At 70.4% G+C, this 21,491-nt stretch carries 24 protein-coding genes and 1 pseudogene; 14 read left to right on the top strand and 11 right to left on the bottom strand.

Going from position 1 to position 21,491, the window contains the following annotated elements; translation table 11 throughout:
- Positions 1-15 precede the first annotated feature (15 nt).
- The gene (locus EI982_RS12360; RefSeq protein WP_157689990.1) at positions 16-405 is read left to right on the top strand and encodes a DUF8048 family protein; all 390 of its coding nucleotides are present in this window, start codon (positions 16-18) and stop codon (positions 403-405) included.
- Positions 406-547: 142 nt separating this feature from the next.
- Positions 548-1,753, top strand: coding sequence for an MFS transporter (locus EI982_RS12355; RefSeq protein WP_233255228.1), 1,206 nt, complete (start codon positions 548-550; stop codon positions 1,751-1,753).
- Here EI982_RS12355 and EI982_RS12350 read toward each other — a convergent pair whose 3' ends face one another.
- The gene (locus tag EI982_RS12350; protein WP_157689988.1) at positions 1,754-2,173 is read right to left on the bottom strand and encodes a universal stress protein; all 420 of its coding nucleotides are present in this window, start codon (positions 2,171-2,173) and stop codon (positions 1,754-1,756) included.
- 383 nt (positions 2,174-2,556) lie between these two features.
- Here EI982_RS12350 and EI982_RS12345 point away from each other — a divergent pair, with 383 nt between their 5' ends.
- Together EI982_RS12345 and EI982_RS12340 are read left to right on the top strand one after the other, a co-directional pair.
- Positions 2,557-3,948 carry an Nramp family divalent metal transporter gene (locus tag EI982_RS12345; RefSeq protein WP_157689987.1) on the top strand — a complete coding sequence of 464 codons (1,392 nt, stop codon included), beginning with the start codon at positions 2,557-2,559 and terminating at the stop codon, positions 3,946-3,948.
- A 40-nt stretch (positions 3,949-3,988) separates the two neighbouring features.
- Positions 3,989-5,035: a DUF2891 domain-containing protein gene (locus EI982_RS12340; protein ID WP_157689986.1), complete on the top strand. Its 1,047-nt coding sequence runs from the start codon at positions 3,989-3,991 to the stop codon at positions 5,033-5,035.
- Positions 5,036-5,040: 5 nt separating this feature from the next.
- Here EI982_RS12340 and EI982_RS12335 read toward each other — a convergent pair.
- A pseudogene (locus EI982_RS12335) lies at positions 5,041-6,366 on the bottom strand (putative PEP-binding protein); the annotation flags it as partial.
- A 45-nt stretch (positions 6,367-6,411) separates the two neighbouring features.
- Positions 6,412-7,404, bottom strand: coding sequence for a type II glyceraldehyde-3-phosphate dehydrogenase (locus EI982_RS12330; protein WP_157689984.1), 993 nt, complete (start codon positions 7,402-7,404; stop codon positions 6,412-6,414).
- Between the two features lie 119 nt (positions 7,405-7,523).
- Between EI982_RS12330 and EI982_RS12325 the strand changes: the two genes are divergently transcribed.
- Both EI982_RS12325 and EI982_RS12320 read left to right on the top strand, forming a co-directional pair.
- Positions 7,524-7,733, top strand: a complete 210-nt coding sequence (locus EI982_RS12325) for a hypothetical protein (protein ID WP_157689983.1) — start codon at positions 7,524-7,526, stop codon at positions 7,731-7,733.
- 128 nt (positions 7,734-7,861) lie between these two features.
- Positions 7,862-8,113 carry a hypothetical protein gene (locus EI982_RS12320; protein ID WP_157689982.1) on the top strand — a complete coding sequence of 84 codons (252 nt, stop codon included), beginning with the start codon at positions 7,862-7,864 and terminating at the stop codon, positions 8,111-8,113.
- Here the strand turns inward: EI982_RS12320 and EI982_RS12315 are convergent.
- The 5 genes from EI982_RS12315 to EI982_RS12295 are packed head-to-tail and all read right to left on the bottom strand — an operon-like array spanning position 8,110 to position 13,229.
- Positions 8,110-8,925, bottom strand: coding sequence for a class I SAM-dependent methyltransferase (locus EI982_RS12315; protein ID WP_157689981.1), 816 nt, complete (start codon positions 8,923-8,925; stop codon positions 8,110-8,112). The two genes, EI982_RS12320 and EI982_RS12315, sit on opposite strands and share 4 nt — an antisense overlap.
- Positions 8,925-9,302: a 6-pyruvoyl trahydropterin synthase family protein gene (locus EI982_RS12310; protein WP_157689980.1), complete on the bottom strand. Its 378-nt coding sequence runs from the start codon at positions 9,300-9,302 to the stop codon at positions 8,925-8,927. The genes EI982_RS12315 and EI982_RS12310 overlap by 1 nt, the downstream gene beginning before the upstream one ends.
- A 37-nt stretch (positions 9,303-9,339) precedes the next feature.
- A complete protein-coding gene (locus tag EI982_RS12305) occupies positions 9,340-10,395 on the bottom strand; it encodes a zinc-dependent alcohol dehydrogenase (RefSeq protein WP_157689979.1) in 1,056 nt (351 codons plus the stop codon).
- Positions 10,396-10,455: 60 nt separating this feature from the next.
- A complete protein-coding gene (locus tag EI982_RS12300) occupies positions 10,456-11,241 on the bottom strand; it encodes a CDP-alcohol phosphatidyltransferase family protein (protein ID WP_157689978.1) in 786 nt (261 codons plus the stop codon).
- Positions 11,238-13,229 carry an aldo/keto reductase gene (locus EI982_RS12295; protein WP_157689977.1) on the bottom strand — a complete coding sequence of 664 codons (1,992 nt, stop codon included), beginning with the start codon at positions 13,227-13,229 and terminating at the stop codon, positions 11,238-11,240. Before EI982_RS12295 ends, EI982_RS12300 begins: the two co-directional genes overlap by 4 nt.
- Positions 13,230-13,300: 71 nt before the next feature.
- On the opposite strand from EI982_RS12295, the gene EI982_RS12290 reads away from it, so the two are divergent.
- On the top strand, positions 13,301-14,407 hold the full coding sequence (locus EI982_RS12290) for a glycosyltransferase (RefSeq protein WP_157689976.1): 1,107 nt from the start codon (positions 13,301-13,303) through the stop codon (positions 14,405-14,407).
- A 97-nt stretch (positions 14,408-14,504) separates the two neighbouring features.
- Here the strand turns inward: EI982_RS12290 and EI982_RS18430 are convergent, their stop codons facing one another.
- Positions 14,505-14,669, bottom strand: a complete 165-nt coding sequence (locus EI982_RS18430; RefSeq protein ID WP_199243612.1) for a DUF8595 family protein — start codon at positions 14,667-14,669, stop codon at positions 14,505-14,507.
- A 217-nt stretch (positions 14,670-14,886) separates the two neighbouring features.
- Between EI982_RS18430 and EI982_RS12285 the strand changes: the two genes are divergently transcribed.
- The 6 genes from EI982_RS12285 (at position 14,887) to EI982_RS12260 (ending at position 19,733) form a co-directional block, all read left to right on the top strand.
- Entirely contained in the window at positions 14,887-15,222 is a 336-nt protein-coding gene (locus tag EI982_RS12285; RefSeq protein ID WP_157689975.1) for a DUF8134 family protein, read from the top strand.
- A gap of 115 nt (positions 15,223-15,337) precedes the next feature.
- Positions 15,338-17,116, top strand: coding sequence for a nitrite/sulfite reductase (locus tag EI982_RS12280; protein WP_157689974.1), 1,779 nt, complete (start codon positions 15,338-15,340; stop codon positions 17,114-17,116).
- A 1-nt stretch (position 17,117) separates the two neighbouring features.
- On the top strand, positions 17,118-17,402 hold the full coding sequence (locus tag EI982_RS12275) for a DUF6360 family protein (protein ID WP_157689973.1): 285 nt from the start codon (positions 17,118-17,120) through the stop codon (positions 17,400-17,402).
- Positions 17,403-17,466: 64 nt separating this feature from the next.
- The gene (gene cobA / locus EI982_RS12270) at positions 17,467-18,306 is read left to right on the top strand and encodes a uroporphyrinogen-III C-methyltransferase (protein WP_157689972.1); all 840 of its coding nucleotides are present in this window, start codon (positions 17,467-17,469) and stop codon (positions 18,304-18,306) included.
- 31 nt (positions 18,307-18,337) lie between these two features.
- A complete protein-coding gene (locus EI982_RS12265) occupies positions 18,338-19,354 on the top strand; it encodes an anthranilate phosphoribosyltransferase (RefSeq protein ID WP_157691182.1) in 1,017 nt (338 codons plus the stop codon).
- A 34-nt stretch (positions 19,355-19,388) separates the two neighbouring features.
- Positions 19,389-19,733, top strand: coding sequence for a ferredoxin (locus EI982_RS12260; protein WP_157689971.1), 345 nt, complete (start codon positions 19,389-19,391; stop codon positions 19,731-19,733).
- A gap of 1 nt (position 19,734) precedes the next feature.
- Here the strand turns inward: EI982_RS12260 and EI982_RS12255 are convergent, their stop codons facing one another.
- On the bottom strand, positions 19,735-20,376 hold the full coding sequence (locus tag EI982_RS12255; protein WP_157689970.1) for a precorrin-2 dehydrogenase/sirohydrochlorin ferrochelatase family protein: 642 nt from the start codon (positions 20,374-20,376) through the stop codon (positions 19,735-19,737).
- Between the two features lie 79 nt (positions 20,377-20,455).
- Between EI982_RS12255 and EI982_RS12250 the strand changes: the two genes are divergently transcribed.
- Positions 20,456-20,818, top strand: a complete 363-nt coding sequence (locus EI982_RS12250; RefSeq protein WP_157689969.1) for a hypothetical protein — start codon at positions 20,456-20,458, stop codon at positions 20,816-20,818.
- 307 nt (positions 20,819-21,125) lie between these two features.
- Here the strand turns inward: EI982_RS12250 and EI982_RS12245 are convergent, their stop codons facing one another.
- Positions 21,126-21,449 carry a DUF8062 family protein gene (locus tag EI982_RS12245; RefSeq protein WP_157689968.1) on the bottom strand — a complete coding sequence of 108 codons (324 nt, stop codon included), beginning with the start codon at positions 21,447-21,449 and terminating at the stop codon, positions 21,126-21,128.
- Positions 21,450-21,491: the final 42 nt, after the last annotated feature.

Genomic DNA, 21,491 nt, shown 5'->3' with positions numbered 1-21,491 from the left:
GTGAATTGGTACCGCATGACTTCCGACACCGACCTCGACACCGGCGAAGTTCCGATCGGCGGTGCGGTCGTCGAGCGGGTGGCCGAACGCGGGGACGTCGATCCGGGGCGGATCGTCGACGCCCTCCTCGCGCTCAACGCGGAGTTGCTCGGGCGCCACTCGGCGTTCGAGCGGTCGGCGGAGTACGTCACCGTGGACGGGACACGTGCCTACCGGATCGACGAGGAAGGGTGGCGGGATCTGCTCGCCGACTTCGACTTCGAGGCGCCGGTCGAGCGGGCCGTCCGGGCGGTCCACACCGAGGGAGCGCGGCTCCGCTTCGCGTCGGCCGTCGGCGTCGACGACCACTTCGCCCCCGACGAGGTGGGCGTCGTGATCGGGGTCGACACCGCCGAGCAGTTCTGATACTGTTTATCGTAAGTCATCACCGGTGGTTCGCCGAGACGGTCCGGCGAACCACCGGTAACCAGTTACAACAATCCGTATGAGCCCGTCGCCTGCCGGGAACGGAACGATAACAAGCCAGAGGGGCCACGGGACCGACACCGTGTTGAACCTCGACGGGGACCGCGGGCTGGCGATCGTTCCGTGGCGGTCGAGCACGCTCTACGTCGTCCTCGCCTGTTCGCTGATGGGGGTGATGGGCGTCTCGCTCGTCAGCCCGGTCCTCCCCGACCTGCGGTCGGTCTTCGGCGTCTCGGACACCCGCATCGGACTGGTCATCACCGCCTACACCCTCCCGGGTGTCGTCGTCACGCCCTTCGTCGGCCTCGTCGCCGACCGGTTCGGCCGCCGTCGCGTGATGGTTCCCCTCCTCTTTCTCTTCGCCGCTGCGGGCACGGGCGTCGCCTTCGCCCGCACCTTCGCCGAGGTGGTCGCCCTCCGCCTGCTCCAGGGCGTCGGCGCGAGCGCGCTGATCACGCTCGCCGTGACGCTGATCGGCGACGTCTACGACGGCCGACGGCGCGACGCCGTCATGGGCCTGAACGGGAGCACCGTCGGCACCGGCGCCGCGTTCTACCCGCTTCTCGGCGGGGCGCTCGCGGGGATCCGCTGGAGCGCACCCTTCCTCTTTTTCGGCGTCGGCGCCCTCGTCGGCCTCTTCGCCCTCGTGGCGCTGACCGAGCCGACGGGGACACGTTCGACCGACGTGCGCACCTACCTCGCCCGCCTGCGGACCGTCGCCGTCCTGCCGCGGGCGCTGGCCATCTTCGTCGCGCTCTTCGCCGCGTTCTTCATCTTCTACGGCGCCGTCCTCACCGTCCTGCCGCTCCTCCTGAGCGACGCCTTCGGCCTCGGAGCCGGTCGCATCGGTGCCACGCTGTCGGCCGTCGCGGCCGCGAGCGCCGCCGTCTCCTCGCAGTACGGGCGGCTCGCCGAGTGGCGGTCTGCGCCCGAACTCGTCGCCCTCGGCTTCGTCGCCTACGGCGTGGGACTGCTCGCCGTCCGTCTCGCCCCTTCGCCCCTCGCCGTCGGCGCGTCGCTGCTCGTCTTCGGCGTCGGCTTCGGCGTCGTCATGCCGTCCGTCGACACCGCCGTCGTCACGCTCGTCGACGACGACCTCCGCGCCGGCGTCATGGGGATGCGGACCAGCGTGTTGCGCCTCGGACAGACGCTCGGCCCCGTCGGCTTCACCGGCACCGCGGGGCTCGTCTTCGCCTCGCCCCTCGACGGCTATCGCGTCCTGCTCGTGGTCGCCGGGGTCGCCGCGGCCCTCGCCGGCGCCGTGGTCTACCTCTCCCTGCGGCGCTGATCAGGCCTCGGCCCGTCGCTTCTGCTCGACGGTCACGACCGGCACCTCCGCGTTCGAGAGGATCAGCTTCGAGACGCTCCCGAGCAGGATCTTCCCCAACCCCGTGCGCTTGCGCGACCCGATGACGATGTAGTCCGGGTCGATGTCCTCGGCCACCTGCAGGATGTGGTTCGCCGTCCGCCCCGTGGGCAGGTCGCGGCGCGTCTGCTCGGGCATGATCCGAAGGTCGACTCCCTCCAGATCGCCGATCGCCGACCGCACGATTTCGGTCACCTCCTCCCGGGCCCCCTCCTCGTCCCCCTCCTCCGGGACCACGTGGAGGATCACCAGCTCCATGTCCATGCTCGTCGCCAGGTCGTCTGCCGTCTCGACGACGCCCTTACAGCCCGGATCCCTGTCGATCGCTGCCAGTATCACCATACCAACAGCAATTCCTCACAATAATTAAATGACTTTCGAACGCGTCATTCGTTACTACGCCGCCGACCGGCGCCGGTCCGGTGTGGCCGTCGGTTGTCCGCCGGCGACGGCGCCACGTCGGGCGATTTCGACGGCGACGCCGCCCGCGTTCGGATGGTTATATTCCCTTAAGGAATATACCCTTCATGATAAATCATGCAAAAAGTGCGCCATTCCGCGTTTATACCATGTTCACTGTCTTTCATCGGATCGAACATGCGGCACAGCCCCCATCGAGTCACCATCGCGTCGACGCGCGTCGACGCACCCGGAGGCATCGACCGTCAGCGGTCCCGACCACGTCCCCGTCCCGAGGCGGACACCCCGACGGGGGGTGTGTGGCGGTGAGCACCGGGTCCGTGGACGCGGCGACGGAGTCGCGGATCTCCGAACCGCCGGCCACGCTGAAGGAGTTCCTGAGCTACATGGGGCCGGCGTGGGTGTTCACCGCGTCGCAGATCGGCGGCGGCGAGGTGCTGAGTGTTCCGCTCGGCGGCGCCTACCTCGGCATGGAGGGCATCTGGCTCATCCCCCTCATCACGTTCACGAAGATCTTCGGTCAGTACTACCTCGTCCGCTACGGCGTCATGACCGGCGACACGTTCCTCGACGCCCTCTACGAGAAGAGCTGGGCGCTGAAGTGGATCTTCTACTACGTGTTCCTCGGCGGCCTGATCTACGCCATCGGGCTCTCGGGCCACCTCGGCGAGACCGCGGGTGCCTTCTTCGAGCTGTATCCGGGCATCTCGACGAACCTGTGGATGGTGCTGACGGTGCTGGCCGGGCTCGGCATCGTCATGACGCGGTCCTACGACCTGATCGAGAAGATCGCCACCTCGTTGCTGTGGATCTTCCTCGTCCTGATCGCGTTCGTCTCGCTCAGCACCGCGGACCAGTGGATCGGCGGCCTCGCGGGCGGCCTCGTCCCGTCGGTCCCCGGCCAGGTCTCCGGCCTGGGCGTCGGCGGCATGGCCTTCGTCCTCACGATGTTCGGCTGGATCGGCGCCGGGTTCGGCCCGACCGTCTCCTACGTCTGGTTCGCGAAGGACAAGGTGATGGGGATGTTCGAACCACTCGACGACGGCCACGACATCGACAAGTACGACCTCTCTGACGAGGAGATCGACCGTCTCAAGGGTTGGGGCGACATCGTCCTCTGGCAGAACCTGCTCTCCTCGACCATCCTGGCCGTCTTCTCCTTTTTCATGTGGACGGCCGCCGCCGCGACGCTGCACACCCAGGGCATCCAGCCCAGCGGCTTCACCGTCATCCCCGAGATGGCGGCCATCTTCACCACCCAGTTCGGCCAGTGGTCGGCGACCCTGTTCCTGCTGACGACCGTCGCCGCCCTGTTCTCGACGCTCATCGGTCCGCTCTACGGCATGTCGCGGCTCTGGGAGGACGCATTCGCGCTCCACGGCGTCTTCGAGAACTTCGACGTCACCCGTGACACCGTCTTCCGCGGGACGGTCCTGCTGTTCGCGGCCATCCCGCTCTCGCTCAACCTGGTGTTCGAGGCGCCGCTCATCCTCTTTGCCCTCTCGGGCGCCCTGTTCGCCCCGGTCATCGGCCTCATGTACCTCTCCGTGATGTACATGTCGTTCGACATCGACATCGATTCGCTCTCGCCGACGCGACGGTGGGCCGTCGCGCTGGCCGTCTTCGCGGGCGTCGTCATGATCGTCTCCGGACTCTGGGAGGCCCGCGGCTCCATCCAGACGCTCCTCGGGCTGTAGCCCCCGTACTTTTTCCTCTCCGCGGCCGCACGCCGCGTGCATGCCCTTCGAGGCCGTCGCCACCGAGACGCTGCTCGCCGGCCGGAGCGACTGGATCGACCGGGAGGCGGCGGCGACGCTCGCCGACCGACCGCTGGAGGCCGTCGACACCGAGTTCCCACACCACGTCGGCGCGGTCGACTCGCCCGACGGGCCCGAGCGCCCACGCGAGCGCCACCCCGTGTTCTACGGCTGTTTCGACTGGCACTCCGCGGTCCACTGTCACTGGACGCTCGTCCGCGGCCTCCGCCTGGTCGACGACCACCCCGACGCGGACGCCATCGGCCGCAGTCTCGACGCGCGGCTCACCCCCGCGAACGTCCGCCGGGAGGTCGACCGCTTCGAGGCCGACCCGTCCTTCGAGCGGCCGTACGGCTGGGGGTGGTTCCTGCGTCTCGCCGCCGAACTCGCCCGCTGGGACGACGACCGGGCCGACGCGTGGCGGTCGACGCTCGCCCCGCTCGAACGGACGATCCGGACCCGCGTCGCGGACGACCTCCTCGCCCGGTCCCGGCCGTTCAGGGTCGGCACCCACCACAACTCCGCGTTCGCCCTGGGGTGTGTCCTCGACTACGCGCGGACCGTCGGGCGCGACGACCTGGCCGCCGCGGCCGCCGAGACGGCCCGCGACTGCTTCGCCGACGACCGGGACTACCCGATCGAGTACGAACCCCTCGGCTGGGACTTCCTCTCGCCGGCCCTGATCGAGGCCGACCTCCTGCGTCGGGTGTCCGACCCGCCGCGGTTCCACGCCTGGTTCGATCGCTTCCTCCCCGACTTCGACGGAACGGATCTCGACCCCGTGGACGCCGGGGCCGACGGCGGCGTCGCGCTCCACCTCGTCGGCCTGAACCTCTCCCGGGCGTGGTGTCTCGCCGGCCTCGCGGACGCCCTCGACGGCCGCCGGGCCGCCGGGCTGTCGCGGTGTGCCGAACGCCACGCGGAACGCGGGTTGGCGCGAGCGTTCACCGACGACTACGCCGGCGCCCACTGGCTCCCGTCGTTCGCGCTGTACCTCCTGACGCGAAACGAGGGCGGGATCGGATAGAAGGGTCAGTCGAGCCGCGGTTCGACGTCGTCGAGGTCCTCGCGGGCGGCGTCGAGCAGGAGTTTCCGCTCGGCGCGGGCGACGACCCGGCGCACCTCGTCGACCGCGTCGATGTTCGAGGACAGCGAGCTGATTCCCTTCTCGACGAGGAACTTCGCCATGTCCGGGTGTGATCCGGATTGGCCCGTGATGGTGGTGTCGACGTCGTGTTCGTTACACGCCTCGATGACCTCCGCCATCGCCTCCAGGATCGTGGGATGGAAGTCGTCGAAGCGGTCCGCGACCATCGCGTTGTTGCGGTCCACCGCGAGCATGAACTGGACGATGTCGTTGGTACCGAGCGCGACGAAGTCGATGCCCTCGTCGATGATCTCGTCGATAGCACGGATGCTGGCCGGCGTCTCGATCATCGCCCCCCAGTCGTGTGTCTCGCGATCGATGCCCACCTCGTCCATCAGCTCCCGCGCCCGCCGCACGTCCTCGGCGTCGTTGGGCAGCGGGAACATGACCTCGACGTTGTCGTAGCCCATGTCGTGCAGGCGCTTGAACGCCCGCAGTTCGAGTTTGACCATCTCGGGTTCCTTGAGGCTCCGCCGGATGCCCCGGTAGCCGAGCATCGGGTTGTGCTCGTGGGGTTCGTTCTCGCCGCCCTCCAGTTCCGCGAGTTCGTCCGTCGGCGCGTCCAGCGTCCGGGCGCGGACCGGTCGCGGGTAGAAGGCGTCCGCGACCTTCCGGATCTCCTCGGATATCTCCTCGACGAAGGCGTCCTCGCCGTGGTCGGCCACGTACTTCTCGGGGGTCTTGCTCGTCGAGAGCAGGATGTGTTCGAGGCGGAGCAGGCCGACGCCGTCGGCGCCCGTGTCGGCCGCCCGCTGGGCGGCGTCGGGGATGGAGACGTTCACCTTCACCTCCGTCGCCGTCGTGGGGGCGCCCCCGGTCGACGGGTCGGCACGCTCCCCGGCCGGGTCGGCCTCCGCGTCCGCGGCCGTCGACGACTCCGTCTCCGGCTCCGCGACGACGACCGTCCCCTTCTGGCCGTCGAGCGTGATCCGCTGGTCGTCGGACAGGACCGCCGTCGCCTCGCCACAGCCCACGATGGCCGGCACGCCGAGTTCGCGGGAGACGATGGCCGCGTGGGAGGTCATCCCGCCCTCGTCGGTGATGATGCCCGCCGAGCGCTTCATCGCGGGCACCATGTCGGGGGCGGTCATCTCGGTGACGATCACGTCGCCCTCGTCGATCCGGTCGGCCTCGTCGATATCCTCGACGATCCGCACGGGTCCCGTCGCGACTCCCGGACTCGATCCGTAGCCGCTGACCAGTTCCTCGCCCGGTTCCTGCACCTCGTCGATCGCTTCGGTCTCGTTCGCCGTCATTTAGATGTCGCCGATCCCCATCACGTCGTTCGTCAGTTCGATGCTCTCCGCCGCGTCGGCCTCGCCCATCATCGCGCGGATGGCGTCCACGTTCTCCGGCACCACGTCGCTCTCGCGGTGGATCGACTGGAACAGGTGGAGCTGTGGCCCCTCCATCGTGATGGAGTCCTCGAAGATCTGGTTCTCGTAGAGGTTCATCCGGTCGCGGCCGCGGTCGAGGGCGAACTCCTGTAGTTCCCACCCCGAGTCGATGCCGAGGTCGCCGTCGACGACGTGGATGCGGGACTGCGAGGCCAGCAGGTCGCGGACCTCCGCCGCGCTCGGCTCCCCGCCGAGTTCCACGTTGACGCCGTGGAAGTGGTGGCGTACCGTCGGCACCTTCATCCCCATCGTCGTGATCGGGCCCATATCGGGGATGACCTCGAGCGCGTCCGGGCCGTGGTGGGACGGCATCGTCACGGGGTCCGCCGAGATGACCGCGTGCTCGCCCCGACAGCGGACCAGCGTGATGCTCGCGCGTTCGACGCCGTACTCCTCGTGGAGCGGCGCGAACATCCGGTTCAGCCCCGTCGTGTTACAGGAGACGATCCGGACGTAGTCCTTGTCGGTCGCCTCGGAGTAGTTGGCGCGGGCGGTGAAACTCGCCTCGGCCACGTCCGCCCCCTCGCCGCCTTGGAACAGCGCGGGCGTGTCGTACTCCTCGTAGATGGGGCGGTACTCGGCGCCCATCCCCGCCGGCGTCGCGTCGGCGACGATGTCGCTCGCCTCGATGAGGTCGTGGACGTCGCCCGCGACGTCCATCCCCACCTCGGCCCACCGGTCGTGTCGACCCTCGGGTACGTAGATGTCGTACCCGCGGTCGGCGGCCGCGTCCGCCGTGTGGTTCGGACTCGCCTTGCCGATGCCGACCAACTCCATGTCGGGCATCGAATCCACTGCGTCGGCAACCCGCTTGCCGATGGTACCGTAGCCGTTGACGCCTACGCGAATCATACGCTCCGTTGACCGCTCCCGCATATAGTGTCGACGTATTTCGCAGGTTTTGCATTAACTTTCGTGCTTAACTCGGGGGCCGTCTCATCCCCGATGTCGGCGCTCGACGCCACCCCACCATGGTCAACCCGAAACAACAGGTCTCCAGTCGCGGTATCCGCGTGCTCGGGGTCTTCGTCCTCGCGTACCTGCTGGTCGGCTCGTACATGTACTTCTATCTGGACCTCCCGACGCTCGCGTACGTCGCCTACGGCATCCTCAGCTGGGTCGGCGGGATGCTCCTGTTCTACCGCCTCCACACGAACTTCATGGCCGACTTCGAGCCGTAGCCCCGAGTACTATCACGAACGATCGTTTACGTTTCCGGCAGAATATCTCATTATCGACCGTTTTAATCACGATCGATAATTACCTCGGTAAATATATTTGGGTCCAGCCATAATTTGCTAGGAGAACGATGGCCGCCGTCTCAGATACTCACGACGACCGATTCGGGCCCGCATCCGGGAAGCGGACGCCCGACGCACAGGTCGCCCTCGGGGCCGTAATGCTCGCGACGGTTCTCGCCGTCGCCGCCGCCGGATACGTCCTCGGCTCGGGCGCCGCGGCCCGGACGGCCGTGGTGATGCTTCCCCTCCTCGTCGCCGCGTCCCTCCGCACCTCCCTCGCCGACCACTCGGCGTACGTCTCCCTCTCCCGACGCCGCTAGGGTCGATAGAGAACGTCGTACCCGTGGGCGACGTACGTCAGCGTTCCCGCTTCTAGCTGTCGACGACGGCTCGACAGCCACGACTCCACCGCCGGCACCGCCACCGCGTCCGCGACGAACGACAGGATCCGTTCGAGGAAATACCGCTCGTCGGCCGGGTAGTCGCCGTCCCGGGGGTGGACCACCCAGTCCGACGCCCCGGCCGCCAGCAGGTCCCCGCCGCGCGCCCGACAGCGGTCGAGCAGGTGCCGACCGGCCCGGACGTCCCGTCCCGGTTCGTCGTCGATGGCCCGGTGGTACGCCTCGAGGACGGCGTCGTCGTCGGGGTGGTCGGGCTGGAAGAGCGTCTCGCCGTCGAACGTGATCGGCGCGTACACCAGCCCGTCGGGGCCGAGCGCCGCCGCGAAGGCGTCCAGCGCCGAGTCGATCGGCACCAGATCCATGAACGATCCCGCGACCACCAGGTCCGCCCGCTCGTCGTCGAACGCCTCCAGCGCGTCGCCCGTCTCGAACCGTACCGTCAGGTCGCCGACGCGGAACCCCGCGTCGGTGCGCTCGGCGTCCAGTTCCGTCGCCCGCAGGTCCCGCGCGCGCTCGACGACCGCCGGATCCCGGTCGACGCCGCGGTACGACCCGGCGGTCACTCCCCAGTCCAGGAGCCGGGGGACGGTGACGCCGGTGCCGGCCCCCGCCTCCAGCACCCGGGGTGCCGACGGGAGCGCCGCCCGGAGACGGTCACGGACCCGCCGGTCGAGCGCCCGTTCGTCGACCGTCCGTTTCGCCTCCAGATACCGCTCCTCGGCGTGCTCCATCACAGCGCCCGCTCGTGGCTGGCCCACGCGTCCTCGTCCTCCCACATCCGGATCGTCAGGCGCGTGGGCGTGTTCGTCGGCACCGCCTCGACGAACCGGTCGCCGAAGACCCGCGCGAAGCGCTCGACGCTCGGGTTCGCGTCCGCGAACTCCGGCAGGTCGTTCAACAGCGTATCGCGGTAGCGGGCTTCGAGTTCGTCGAGCGCGGCGTCGACGGCGTCGATGTCGACGAGGTAGCCGTACTCGTTCAGGTCGGGGCCGGCGAACCGAACCGCCACTTCGAAGTGGTGACTGTGAATCTCGCCCTCGGGGCCGGGGTCGGGGACCGTGAGGAAATGTTGGGCCACGAAGTCCCGCGACACGGAGAGCCGATACATATCCGGCGGTGGGCCGCGAGCGCCTTATACGCTCGGCCTATTCGAAGGTGAGCAACACCTGGAGCGCGTTCTCGGGGCCGCTGTCGAGCAGCCGGTACGCCTCCGCGGCGTTCTCGAACCCGATCCGGTGGGTGACGAGACGCTCCGTCGGGAGTTCGCGGAGACGGTCCCACGCCGTGTCCATCCGCCGTTCTTTCGTCCACCGGCCGCGGACTTCGGGCGCGAGCGTGCTCACCTGGCTCGACGACACGTCGATCCGGTTGCGGTGGAAAAAGCCCCCGAGGTCCGTCTCGGCGCGCTTGCGCCCGTACCACGAGCCGACGACGATCCGTCCGTCGTAGCCCACGACGTCGACGGCGTCGTCGAGCGTCTCGGGCGACCCCGAGAGTTCGTACGCCAGGTCGGCGCCTGCGGGGTCGCCCCGTTCGCCGACCCGCGCCGCCACCGCGGGCCGGAGCGTCTCGTCGGCGCCCAGGCTGGCGGCCATCTCCCGCCGCTCCGCGACGGGTTCGACCACCGTCAGCCGTTCCAGCGGGAACGCCGAGAGGACGTGCGTCGTGACGAGGCCGACCATGCCGGAGCCGAAGACGACGACCCGTTCGCCCACCCGCGGGCGGCCGTCCATGACTAGCGTCGTCGCCGTCTCGGCCGTCGGCAGGAGCGCCGCCGTCTCCGTCGCGACGTCCTCCGGAACGGGCACGAGGTCGGCGGGCGACGCGGCGAAGTGACTCTCGTGGGGGTTGAACGCGAAGACGCGTCGGCCGTGCCACGACTCGTCGACGTCGTCCCCCAGCGCCACCACGTCGCCGACGGTGGCGTAGCCGTACTTCAGCGGGTAGGAGAGGTCGCCGCCCAGCGCGTCGATGGTCGCGTCGGCGGCCAGATCCCGCGGCATCTCGCCCCGGTAGATCAGGAGTTCGGTCCCCGAACTCACCGCCGAGACGCGGGCCGCGACGAGCACCTCGTCGGGGTCCGGGGTCGGCACCGACTCGTCCTCGACGCTGACCGTCCGGGGGTCGGTGAAGTACAGCGATCGGCCGGTCCCCGGGACGGGCCGCTCCGGGTCGTCCGCGTCCTCGACACGCTCTGTCACGCCCCCACTAGCCACGCTGCTCACTTCATACTACCGCCCGTCCGGACGGCGCGCCCCCGACTACCCGTCCAGCCGCCCGGTGACGGCGAGGTAGTCCCGAACGAACGTCGCGAGCGACGGGACGACCACGACGAGCGCCGCCGGGTGGACGACCGCTGCGGGCAGCAGCGGCGTCAGCGCCACCGTGATGAACGCCATCTGGAGCGCCGCCAGCGGCCGCCGAACCCGACTCTCGGGCAGGTCGCCGACGGGTCGCCCCCGCCGGCGGCGCCACGCCGTCCCCGCGCGGTACACGTAACGAGCGGCCGACAGCGACAGGTAGGCGGAGGGAAGTCGTCCCCAGGCGACGCCGACCAGCGGCGCGACAAGAAAGCCGAGCGTGTCGAAGGCGTGATCGAGTTTCGTCCCGAGCGGCGTCGTCCGCTCGGTCCGCCGCGCGAGGCGGCCGTCGGCGAAGTCGAGGGTGACCCCGGCGCCGTAACAGAGCGCGGGTGCCCAGCGAACCGCCGGGGGCGACGCGCCGGTCCCGACCGGTCCGGCGACCGACGACGGCGGGACGACCAGAAACCCCGCCGCCGCGGCGTACAGCAACCCTCGGGTGATCGTCACGAGGTTCGGCGGCGCGGCGGCCGCGGCCGGTCGGTCGGCGTCGACGTGGTAGGCGAGGAACCCGACCACGTAACACAGCGTCGCTCCGGTCACCAACGCCCAGCGGTTCGCGGCGGCGCGCGTGGTTGCGTCGGCCACGAACGTCCAGCCGCCGACGGCGACGCCCGCGGCGGCGACTGCAGTCCCCGTCACCGCCGCGGCGCCCAGCCGTCGCTCCCGGACGGTCCCCCCGCTCATCGCTCGAACTCGGAGTCAACGAGCGACGCGAACCGCTCGGTGCCGTCCGGCGGGAGGCGGTACCCCGCCGCGGCGAGGTTCTCGACCACGTGGTCGGGGTCGACGCTGGACGGGATGGGGACGACGCCGTCGCCGACGTGCCAGGACAGGACGGCCGTCGCCGGCGAGACGCCCATCTCGGCGGCCACCTCGGTCACTACCGGTTCCTCGAGGAGGCCCGGCACCGAGAGCGGCGAGTGGGCGACCACCCGGATGCCGCGCTCGTGACACCACGCCACCAGGTCGTCGCGAGGCCGATACGGGTGCCGGGGGATCTGGACCACCGACGGGGGAATCCGCGCGAATTCGACGAGGTCGGCGAGGGTCGACAGGTCGACGTTACAGATCCCGAGCGTCGCCGTCAGTCCCCGGTCGTGGACCGCCTCCATCCGACGCCAGGTCGCTTCGAGGTTCACGTCCACCCGGTCCCGCTCGCCGTCCGGCGTCTCGGGGAACGTGAGCGCCTCCTGTGTCTCGACCGGCAGTTCCGCGAGTCGTCGCAGCGGCCCGGTGTACGCCCACGACTCCGGCCAGTGGACCATGTAGCAATCGAGGGAATCGAGGCCGAGGTCGGCGAGCGTCGTCTCGCAGGCCTCCGCGACGTGGCCGTGGTTGGTGTTCCACACCTTGCTCGCGACGAAGAGGGCCTCGCGGTCGGGACTCCCCGGATCGGCGATGATCTCGCCGATCCGCGCCTCGTTGCCGTAGAGCTCCGCGGAGTCGAGGAGACGATACCCCGCATCGAGCGCCCGTTCGATGGACTCCCGACGGTCGACGTAGGTGCCGTCGCGGTAGCGCGAACAGCCGAACCCGACGGGCGGCAGATGGAGCGCGGCGTCCGGCGGACCGGGTGGGGCCACGTTCCCGCCGTCGTCACTGCCGCCTTCGACGCCCCACACCACCGACCGTCGGGCGGGTCGCTCGACGACGCTCGCGTCGACCGCGACCGGCTCGCCGAGGTCGGCCGCCCGCTCGATGGCGTTACAGATGGCGACGACGTGGGCGCCCCGCCGGGCGGTCGAGCGGTCCGGGCGTTCCCGGCGAACGCTCGCCGCGAGCCGTTCCGGCCCGGCGAGATACGGCGTCCGCCGTGGCGGCGCCGTGAGCGGGTTCGGGGTGTACGCCCGGCCCGCCCGGCCGACCGAGACGGGGGTGCGGTCGTCGGCCCCGAGGCCCCCCGCGTCGGCGAGGTACAGCGAGCCGTCGTCGCCGTGACACTCGAGGCTCGTGAACTCCCGGCTCCGGTGGGGGGCGTAGAAGCTTGCGGTGAGGCGCACGAGCGGGCCGTCCGCGAACTCGACCGTCGCCTCGACGTGGCTCGGACGCTCCGGGGTGCGGGACTCGCGGTCGGGCCAGGGATCGGTGGCGTCGGCGACCCGCACCCGGCTCGCGGGGCCGAACCACGCCACGAGGAGGGTCAGCGGATACACCGCGCCGTCGTACAGCGGGCCCACCCGGAGGAACGAGTCGGGGTCGTCGTGCCACTCGGTCACGCGGCCGACGTGGGCGTGGGCGTACGCCAGGCGCACCGGGCCGAGGCGGCCGTCGTCGAGCGCCCGGCGGGCGAGTCGCTGCCCCTCGCAGTCCGGGTTGATCGGCGCACACCCGAGCGCGAGGTCGTGTCGGGTCGCGTACGCGACGAGGTCCCGCGCCCGCTCGGCCTCCAGCGCGAGGGGCTTCTCGCTCCAGACGTGTCGCCCCGCCCGAAGCGCCCGCTCGGTCACCGCCGCGTGGGCGCCGTGTCCGGTCAGGTTCACGACGAGCGGCGCGTCCGTGGCGTCGAGCAGGGCGTCGAGGTCGGTGTACGCCGCCGCCCCCGTGTCGGCCGCGAACGACGCCGCCCGGTCGGCGTCGAGGTCACAGGCCGCGACCGGCGAGAGCGGCGACGAGTCGAGGGCGGCGGCGTACTTCCCCGCCACCGCCCCACACCCCACGAACGCACACTCCATACCCGTCGGCAGGCGGCGGCGGTGAAAAGCCTCCCGCCCGGCTTATGTCCCTCCCGCCCCCAGGGACGACGATGGCCCGGATCGCGGTCCTCCACAACACCCTCGACGGACGCGGCGGCGCCGACGCCGTCTGCCTCCACGTCTGCGAGGCGCTGCAGGACGCCCACGACGTGACGCTGTTTACCCTCTCGCGGTCGTCGCTGTCGACCCTGAACCGCCTGTTCGACACCGGCGCGGCCGTGTCCGTCCACCGCCCGCCGGGCACCGCCCTGGTCTCCCGGGCGTTCGACGCCCTGCCCGAGCGGGTCGGCCCGGCGCTGGCCCCGCGCAGCGTCCTCCTCGCCCGCGCGTTCGCCCGCCACGCGCCCCGGTTCGACGCGGCCGTCAGCACCGCGAACGAGTTCGCGCTCCCCCTTCCGTCGGTCCAGTACGTCCACTTCCCACAGTTCAACAGGCGGTGCGCGCCGACCGGCGGGGCGGGCCGCCTCGATCCGCTCTGGAGTCGGCTGGCCGGCCTCGCCGACCGGCGACTCCCGGCCGACGCCTGCCTCCTCGCCAACTCGGCGTGGACGGCCGACGTCGTCGAGGACGTCTACGGCCGCCGGCCGACGGTCCGTCACCCGCCGGTCGACCCGCCGTCCGACCCGCGTCCCTGGGACGAGCGCGAGGACGGGGTCGTGGTCCTGGGGCGACTGGCGCCCGACAAGCGGCCGCTCCGGGCGATCCGGATCGTCGACGGCGTCCGCGACCGGGGCCACGACCTCCACCTCCACCTGGTCGGGTCGTCGTCGCCGATCTACGCCGACTACGCCGACCGCGTCGCCGCCGCGGCGGCCGCCCGCCCGTACGTCCACCTCGACCGGGACGCGTCCCGGGAGCGCCTCGATACGCTCCTCGAGACGCACCGCTACGGGCTCAACTGCAAACCCGAGGAACACTTCGGGATGGCGGTCGCGGAGTACGTCGCCGCCGGGATGGTGGCCTTCGCGCCCGACGCGGGCGGGCAACGCGAGGTGTTGGACGGCCGGTCCGACCGCCTGTTCGACTCGACGGCCGACGCCGTCGACACCGTCGTCGCCGCCGTCGCGGCCGACGACCGGCCGACGCTCCCCCGTGATCGGTACGCGAGCGATCGGTTCCACGCCGCCGTCCGGGCCCACGTCGCGTCGACCCTGTAGCCGTCGCTGGCGGGCCTCCACGAGCGTTGCCGGGAACTGGCGCCGTCGGCGTGGTGTGTCACCGGACTCCGCTACCCGGCCCGGACCGCAGAAGAGGTCAGTCCTGCCCGGCGCCGTCGCGCGTCTCGCTCAGATGCTCCCAGATTTCCGTACAGCCCGCGCCGGCTTCGACGTCGGAGAGATGGTTTCGCTCTTCGGCGTCTTCGTTTCGCTCGGCGTCGCCCTCCGCCGAGCCCGTCACGGTCTCGCTTTTCTCGGTCATCGATACACGGTAGGCAGTACGTACGCATAAGGCCGTGTTACCGCGTAATCACTACCCGTTCTCCCGCATGGAGGCGTTCCTTTCCGGTATCCGTGACGGAGGATCGTGGCGGGAATCGACTGCAGGCGGTCGATTCGGGGGGAACTCCCGCCTGTGACGACCGGCAATCGTCACGGATGCCGACGGGCTTACCGCCGTCGGGGCGCAAGTCGCGGTCATGACGACGGACGTTCACCAGCTCGACGACGGTGCCTGGGTCAGTGTCAACGACTCCCGCGAGGTGAACGTGAGCGACCTCTGGCGGCTCACGAACCACGATTTCTGTTCGTGTCGGCTCGCCGATTTCCTCGCCGAGGGGTTCGTCGAGGTGGGCGCCGACGGTGCGAACGTCGAGGGACGGATCGCCGGCCGCTGTATCCAGTGTGGTACCGAGGGGGTCACCGACTGGCTGACGCTCGGCCGCGTCGATCCGGCCACCGGCGAGTTCCGCCCCGTCGTCCCCGGTAGCGTCCACGTTCCCGGTTGCCGCCGTCGCCCTCCACTGTCCCCCTGACCCATCGCCGGTCGGCTCACACATAGAGGCAAATGTTGTCGCGTTTCCGGAGAGGCGGGAAGGTTGGCGGGCGGACCGACGGTATATACGTTTGGGTACATTCTAGCCCGGCATAATGCCGTCAAAGGTCGAGCGCTGGAAAGACGAAACTTACGGGATGGAGATCCGGGATCACCTCCTCCGATTCGCCGAGGAGGGCTGGGACGCCATTCCTGACGACGAACACGACGCCTGGTTCGAGCGGTTCAAGTGGTGGGGACTGTACCACCAGCGGAAGGGCCAGGAGAGCTACTTCATGATGCGGATCGGGACGCCGATGGGACGGATGAACCCCGAACAGCTCCGGACCGTCGGCGAGGTGGCCAAGGAGTACGCCACCGGCCCGGTCGAGAACCCCGAGTTCGGCGACGCCTACGCCGACTTCACGACTCGGCAGTCGATCCAGCTCCACTGGATCAAAATCGAGGACATCCCCGACATCTGGGACGAACTCGAATCCGTCGGGCTCTCGACGATCCAGGCCTGTGGCGACTCGTGGCGCAACATCGTCGGCTCCCCCGTCGCGGGACGTGACGCCGACGAACTGATCGACGTCTGGCCCATCGTCCAGGAACTCCACGAGACGTTCAAGGGCAACGACCTCTACTCGAACCTGCCCCGGAAGTGGAAGGTCGCCATGACCGGCGACCGCCGTGGCTCCGGCCAGGGCGACATCAACGACCTCGCCTTCGAACCCGCAGTCAAGGAGATCGATGGCGAGGCGGTCGAGGGGTTCAACGTCAACGTCGGTGGCGGTCTCTCACGGAAGGAGCCTCGCTTCGCCCGCGACATCGACGTCTTCTGTCGCCCCGAGAACGCCGCCGACGTGGCCGCCGGGATGTCCGCGCTCTTCCGTGACTACGGCGACCGCGAGGACCGCTTCAACGCCCGTATCAAGTTCCTCGTCGACGAGTGGGGGCCCGAGAAGGTCCGCTCGGTCCTGCAGGAGGAGTACGTCGACTACGAACTCCCGACTGCGGGCCAGGGCCTCCGCGACGAGTACGACTACAACGCCGGTCACTCCGACTCCCACGGCGACTACGTCGGCGTCCACGACCAGAGCGACGGCCAGAACTTCGTCGGCCTCTACGTCACCGTCGGTCGGATGGGTGCCGACGACGTGATCGAACTCGCCGACCTCGCCGAGGAGTACGGCTCCGAGATGATCGGCCTCACCCAGCGCCAGAACGTCATCGTCGGCGACATCGCCGACGGGGACCTGGACGACTTCCTCGACGAGGACCTGCTCGACGAGCACTCGCCGGACCCCCACCCGTTCATGCGCGGCTCCATCGCCTGTACGGGCACCGAGTACTGCTCGCTTTCCATCGTCGAGACGAAAAACCGGATGGTCCGGTACGGGCGCTGGCTCCGGGACAACGTTTCCCTCCCCGAGGGCGTCGACGACTTCCACATCCACCTCTCGGGCTGTACCGCCTCGTGTGCCCAGCCACAGATCGCCGACATCAGCCTCCGCGGCATGAAGACGCGCAAGGACGGCGACGCCGTCGAGGCGTTCGACGTCGGCCTGGGTGGCGGCCTCGGCGAGAATCCGACCTTCGCCGACTGGGTGAAGATGCGTGTCCCCGCCGACGAGGTGCCGGGCTACATCGCCAACCTCCTCGAAGCCTTCGAAGCGGAGCGCGAGAGCCCCGAGCAGTCCTTCCGGGACTTCGTCGCCGAACGCGACGAGGACGAACTCGCCGCCCTCGCCGACGGCGAGGAGACGAGCTACGAGGACCCGTACCTCGGCAACACGAAGATGACGTGGTACCCCTACGCCGAGGACACCGACATGGACGCCTCGCCCGCACCGACCGACCCCAACGACCAGCCGCTCCCCTCGGACGACTGAGATGGCCGACCGCGTGCTGAAGGTCAACGCCTTCACGACGTTCGACCTCCTCGACGCCCGCGTCGAGGGCCACGGGTTCGAGGAGGAGGCCTTCGCCACGCTGAACGTCCGGACGGCCCGGAAGGAGCCCGAGGAGGTATCGCTCGACCTCGAACTCGACAACACCCAGCTCGACAGCGTGCCCGCCCACGCCGACCGGGTCAGCCTCTCGGCCGAGGAGGCCCGGACCCTCGCGGCCGAACTGCAGCAGGCAGCGGAGCGCGTCGACGGGGCCGAGGACGCATGATCCGTCGGTCCCGTCCGCCGACCCTCGCGACGGCGGCACGATCGAACCACCACACACTCCAACGATGAGTACGACGACCACCGGCACGGTGTATCTCGTCGGGGGCGGCCCGGGCGACCCCGAACTCATGACGGTGAAGGCCCGCCGGCTCCTCGACGAGGCGGACGTCGTCCTCCACGACTCGCTCGTGGGCGACGGCGTGATCGAATCGATCCCCGACCCAACGCGGGTCGAGAACGTCGGCAAGCGCGCCGGCGGCGAGCGGACCCCCCAGGCCGAGATCAACGACCGTCTGATCCGCGAGGCCGAGGCGGGCCGGGACGTGGTCCGCCTGAAGGGCGGGGATCCGACCATCTTCGCCCGCGGCGGCGAGGAGGCCGAACACCTCGCGCGCCACGGCGTCCCCTTCGAGGTGGTCCCGGGGGTCACGAGCGCCATCGCCGCCCCGGGCGTCGCCGGCGTCCCGGCGACCCACCGGGAGCACGCCTCGGCGCTCGCGGTCGTGACGGGTCACGAGGACCCGACCAAGGCCGACAGCGCCCTCGACTGGGGCGCCCTGTCGGCGCTCGTCGACGCCGGCGGGACGCTGGTGATTCTCATGGGCGTCGGCCGCCTCCCCGACAACGTGGCGGCGCTCCGGGCCAACGGCGTCGCCCCCGACACGCCCGTCGCCATGGTCGAACGCGCCACCCTCGACGACGAACGGGTCGTCGCCGGCACGCTCGACACCGTCGTCGACCGGGCCGACGAGGCGGCCGTCGAACCCCCCGCGGTCACCGTCGTCGGCGAGGTGGTCGGGGTCCGCGAGACGGTCGCTCACTGCCTCGGCGGCACCGACGCGGCCGTCGAGGGGCCCACCCTTGCCGTCCCCGAACGGGTCGTGGGGGTGACCGACAGTGACTGACGCCGGCGGCGACTGGCCGCTCAAGCGCCTCATGACCGAGGTGGTCGGCTCCGGCACCAAGTCCGCCGAGGACATGACCCACGCGCAGGCCGCCGAGGCCATGCGCCGGATCTTCGACGGCGACCCCGACCCGACGACGCTCGGTGCCTTCTGGCTCGCCAACCGCTGGAAGCACAACACCGCGACCGAACTCGCGGCGTTCACCGACGAGATGTGCGACCGTGTCGACTACGCGGCGCCGGACGCGGACCCCGTCGACTGCGGCGCCAACTACGACGGCAAGGGACGGTCGGCCGTCCTCGGCGTCGCCGCCGGCGTCGTCGCCGCCGCCGCCGGGACGCCCGTCGTCGCTCACTCCGGCGACCGCGTCCCCACGCAGAAACAGGACGCCTACAAGCACGTCCTCGACGAACTGGGCGTCGCGACCGAACTCGCGCCCGCGGACTCCGCGGCCATGGTCGACGACGTCGGCTTCGGCTTCTACTACCAGCCGTCGTTCAACCCCGCCGTCGTCGACCTGTTCGACCGCCGGGACCGAATGGGCGTCCGCACGTTCGTCAACACCGTCGAGACGCTCGCCAACCCCGCCGGCGCGAGCGTCCACCTCGGCTCCTTCTATCACCTCGCCTTCGCGAAGAAGGTGGTCGAGACGTTCCAGGGTAGCGAGTTCCACGACCTCGACCGCGTCGTCATGTTCCAGGGCATGGAGGGGTACGACGACATCCGCCCGGGCTACACGAAGGTCGCGGACTGGCGGGCCGACGGCACGTTCGACGACTACGAGATCGAGACCGCGGAGTACGGCATGGACTTCGAGACCGAGGACCTGGAGGTGGCGAACGTAGCCGCCGACAGCGCCCGCCTCACCCGGGAGGTGGTCGACGGCGAGCGTACCGACCACTGGTACGACGCCGTCGCGCTCAACGCCGCGTTTCGGATCTACGCCGGCGACGACGCCGACTCGCTCGCGGACGGCCTCGACGCCGCCCGCGACGCCATCGACGACGGCTCGGCCGCGGCCGTCCTCGACGACCTGCAGGCCGTCTGAGGGGGTTTAACTCCCCGCCCCACCATCCACGACCATGAGCGACGACACCGACGACGTCCGCCGTCCGAGCGACGTGGGCGACACCGACGCCCCCCCGGTCGAGGCCAAGCCCTACAAGATCATCTTCGAGGCGAACAAATGCATCGGCACCGGGAAATGCGCCGAGGTGTCGGCCAACTGGGATCTCGACCTCGACACCGGGCTGGCGCGCCCGAAAACCTACTACGTCGACGAGGCCGACCTCGCGCACAACGTCCGGGCCGCGGAGGTCTGCCCGGCGAAGAAGGGACGCGGCGTCATCCACGTGATCGACCGCCGCACCGACGAGGAGGTCGCCCCCGACCCCGCGGGCGACGGTACGCTGAGCGTCGACTGGTAGGTCACTCGTCGTCGAGCGTCGCCTCGACCACCCGCTCGGCCGCGGCCCGAACCTCGCTCTCCTCCCCCTCGCGTGCGGCCTCCCACACGGCCGCCGACTCGGCGACTGCTCGGACTGTCGCCCGGCGGGCGTCCGGTTCGGTCGACCGGAGCTCCGTCCGGAGGTCGGCGACGACCGTCGCCACCGTTCCCGCGCCCGCCACGGTCGACTCCAGTTCCCGGCGCAGGTGCCGACTCACCGCCGGACTGGTGCCGCCGGTCGTGACCGCGACGGTGACGGGGCCGTCCCCGACCGTCGCCGGGACGACGACGCTCCCCGGGTCGCGCTCCCCGCTCCGGTCGGCGCGGTTGACGAGGACGCCCGCCTCGCGGGCGTGGCGCTCGATCGCTGCGTTGAGCGCGCCGTCGTCCGTCGCCGCGACGACCAAGGCGGGGTCGGCGGCGTCGAGCCACGCGGGCACGTCGGCCGGCGTGGGCGCCGCGCGGACGAACTCGCTCGCGCCGAAGTCGGCGTCCGTGAAGGTGGGGCTGACGACGACGACCCGCGCCTCGCGTGCGAAGCGGCGCGCCTTCCGGGCGCCGACCGGGCCGCCGCCGAACACCAGCACTACCTCGCCGTGGAAGTCGTGGACGAGCGGGATCACGGTGACACCTGGCGGTCGTCGGTGAAAAGTCGTCCCCCGCGGCCCGAACCGTTTTGGTCTCCCACCCCTATCCCGATCCATGCTCGGACGGGTGCTGGGGTGGCTCGGACTGGGTGACGGCGACACCGCCGCCGACGCCGACGCCGCCGATGCCGACCTCGACTGGGCCGATCCGGACATCGAGTACGGCGGGGACGGACCGCGTCGGCGGTACACCTGCGCCGAGTGCGACACCACCATCGAGGGGTTCGGTCCCGACCGGCAGGTCACCTGCCCCGACTGCGGGACGGTGTTCAAGGGTGTCCTCGTCCCCGACCACGCCGTCTGCCCGGACTGCGAGTCGCGGATCGACGACGCCGAGTTCTACCCGGAGACGCGCCGCGACACCGAGTTCGCCGACTGCGGGGCCTGTGGATACCGCTGGGAGAGCGACCCACGGTGACGGTTTGCGGGGCCTCGTTCCCTGCGGTCACTCGGCCTCGCATCTCCTCCGCGGCTCCCGCCCGTCGCCGCTCCGTTCGAGGCCTCGTTCCCTGCGGTCACTCGGCCTCGCATCTCCTCCGCGGCTCCCGCCCGTCGCCGCTCCGTTCGAGGCCTCGTTCCCTGCGGTCACTCGGCCTCGCATCTCCTCCGCGGCTCCCGCCCGTCGCCGCTCCGTTCGAGGCCTCGTTCCCTGCGGTCACTCGGCCTCGCATCTCCTCCGCGGCTCCCGCCCGTCGCCGCTCCGTTCGAGGCCTCGTTCCCTGCGGTCACTCGGCCTCGCACACTGTCTCCGTCCCGCCGTCCGCACCCCGCAGCGTCACCTCGTGGCGGGTGTGGCGGGCGTGGGTCCGCGCCCAGCGACGCGCGGCCGACTCCGAGAGCCGTTCGACGCCGTCGGGACAGTGCCGGCAGGTCGCCCGCCACGTCGCCACGTCGTCGGGGTAATGGCCGGTGTGGCGTTCGTGGTCGAGCGCGAACTGTTCGACGGCGCGGTTCCCCGCCATCAGTTCGTCGAGTTCGTACGAGAGGTCCCACTCCCGTCCACAGCGTTCACAGGTGACCGTCGGGAGGTCGTCGATCCGGTCTGACACGGGCCCGTGTACGTCGCCGACGCTCTTGAACGATTGGACGGG

It is taken from the genome of Haloplanus salinarum (genome assembly GCF_009762275.1).
Lineage (GTDB): Archaea > Halobacteriota > Halobacteria > Halobacteriales > Haloferacaceae > Haloplanus > Haloplanus salinarum.
This window is presented reverse-complemented; position numbering and strand designations above follow the sequence as displayed.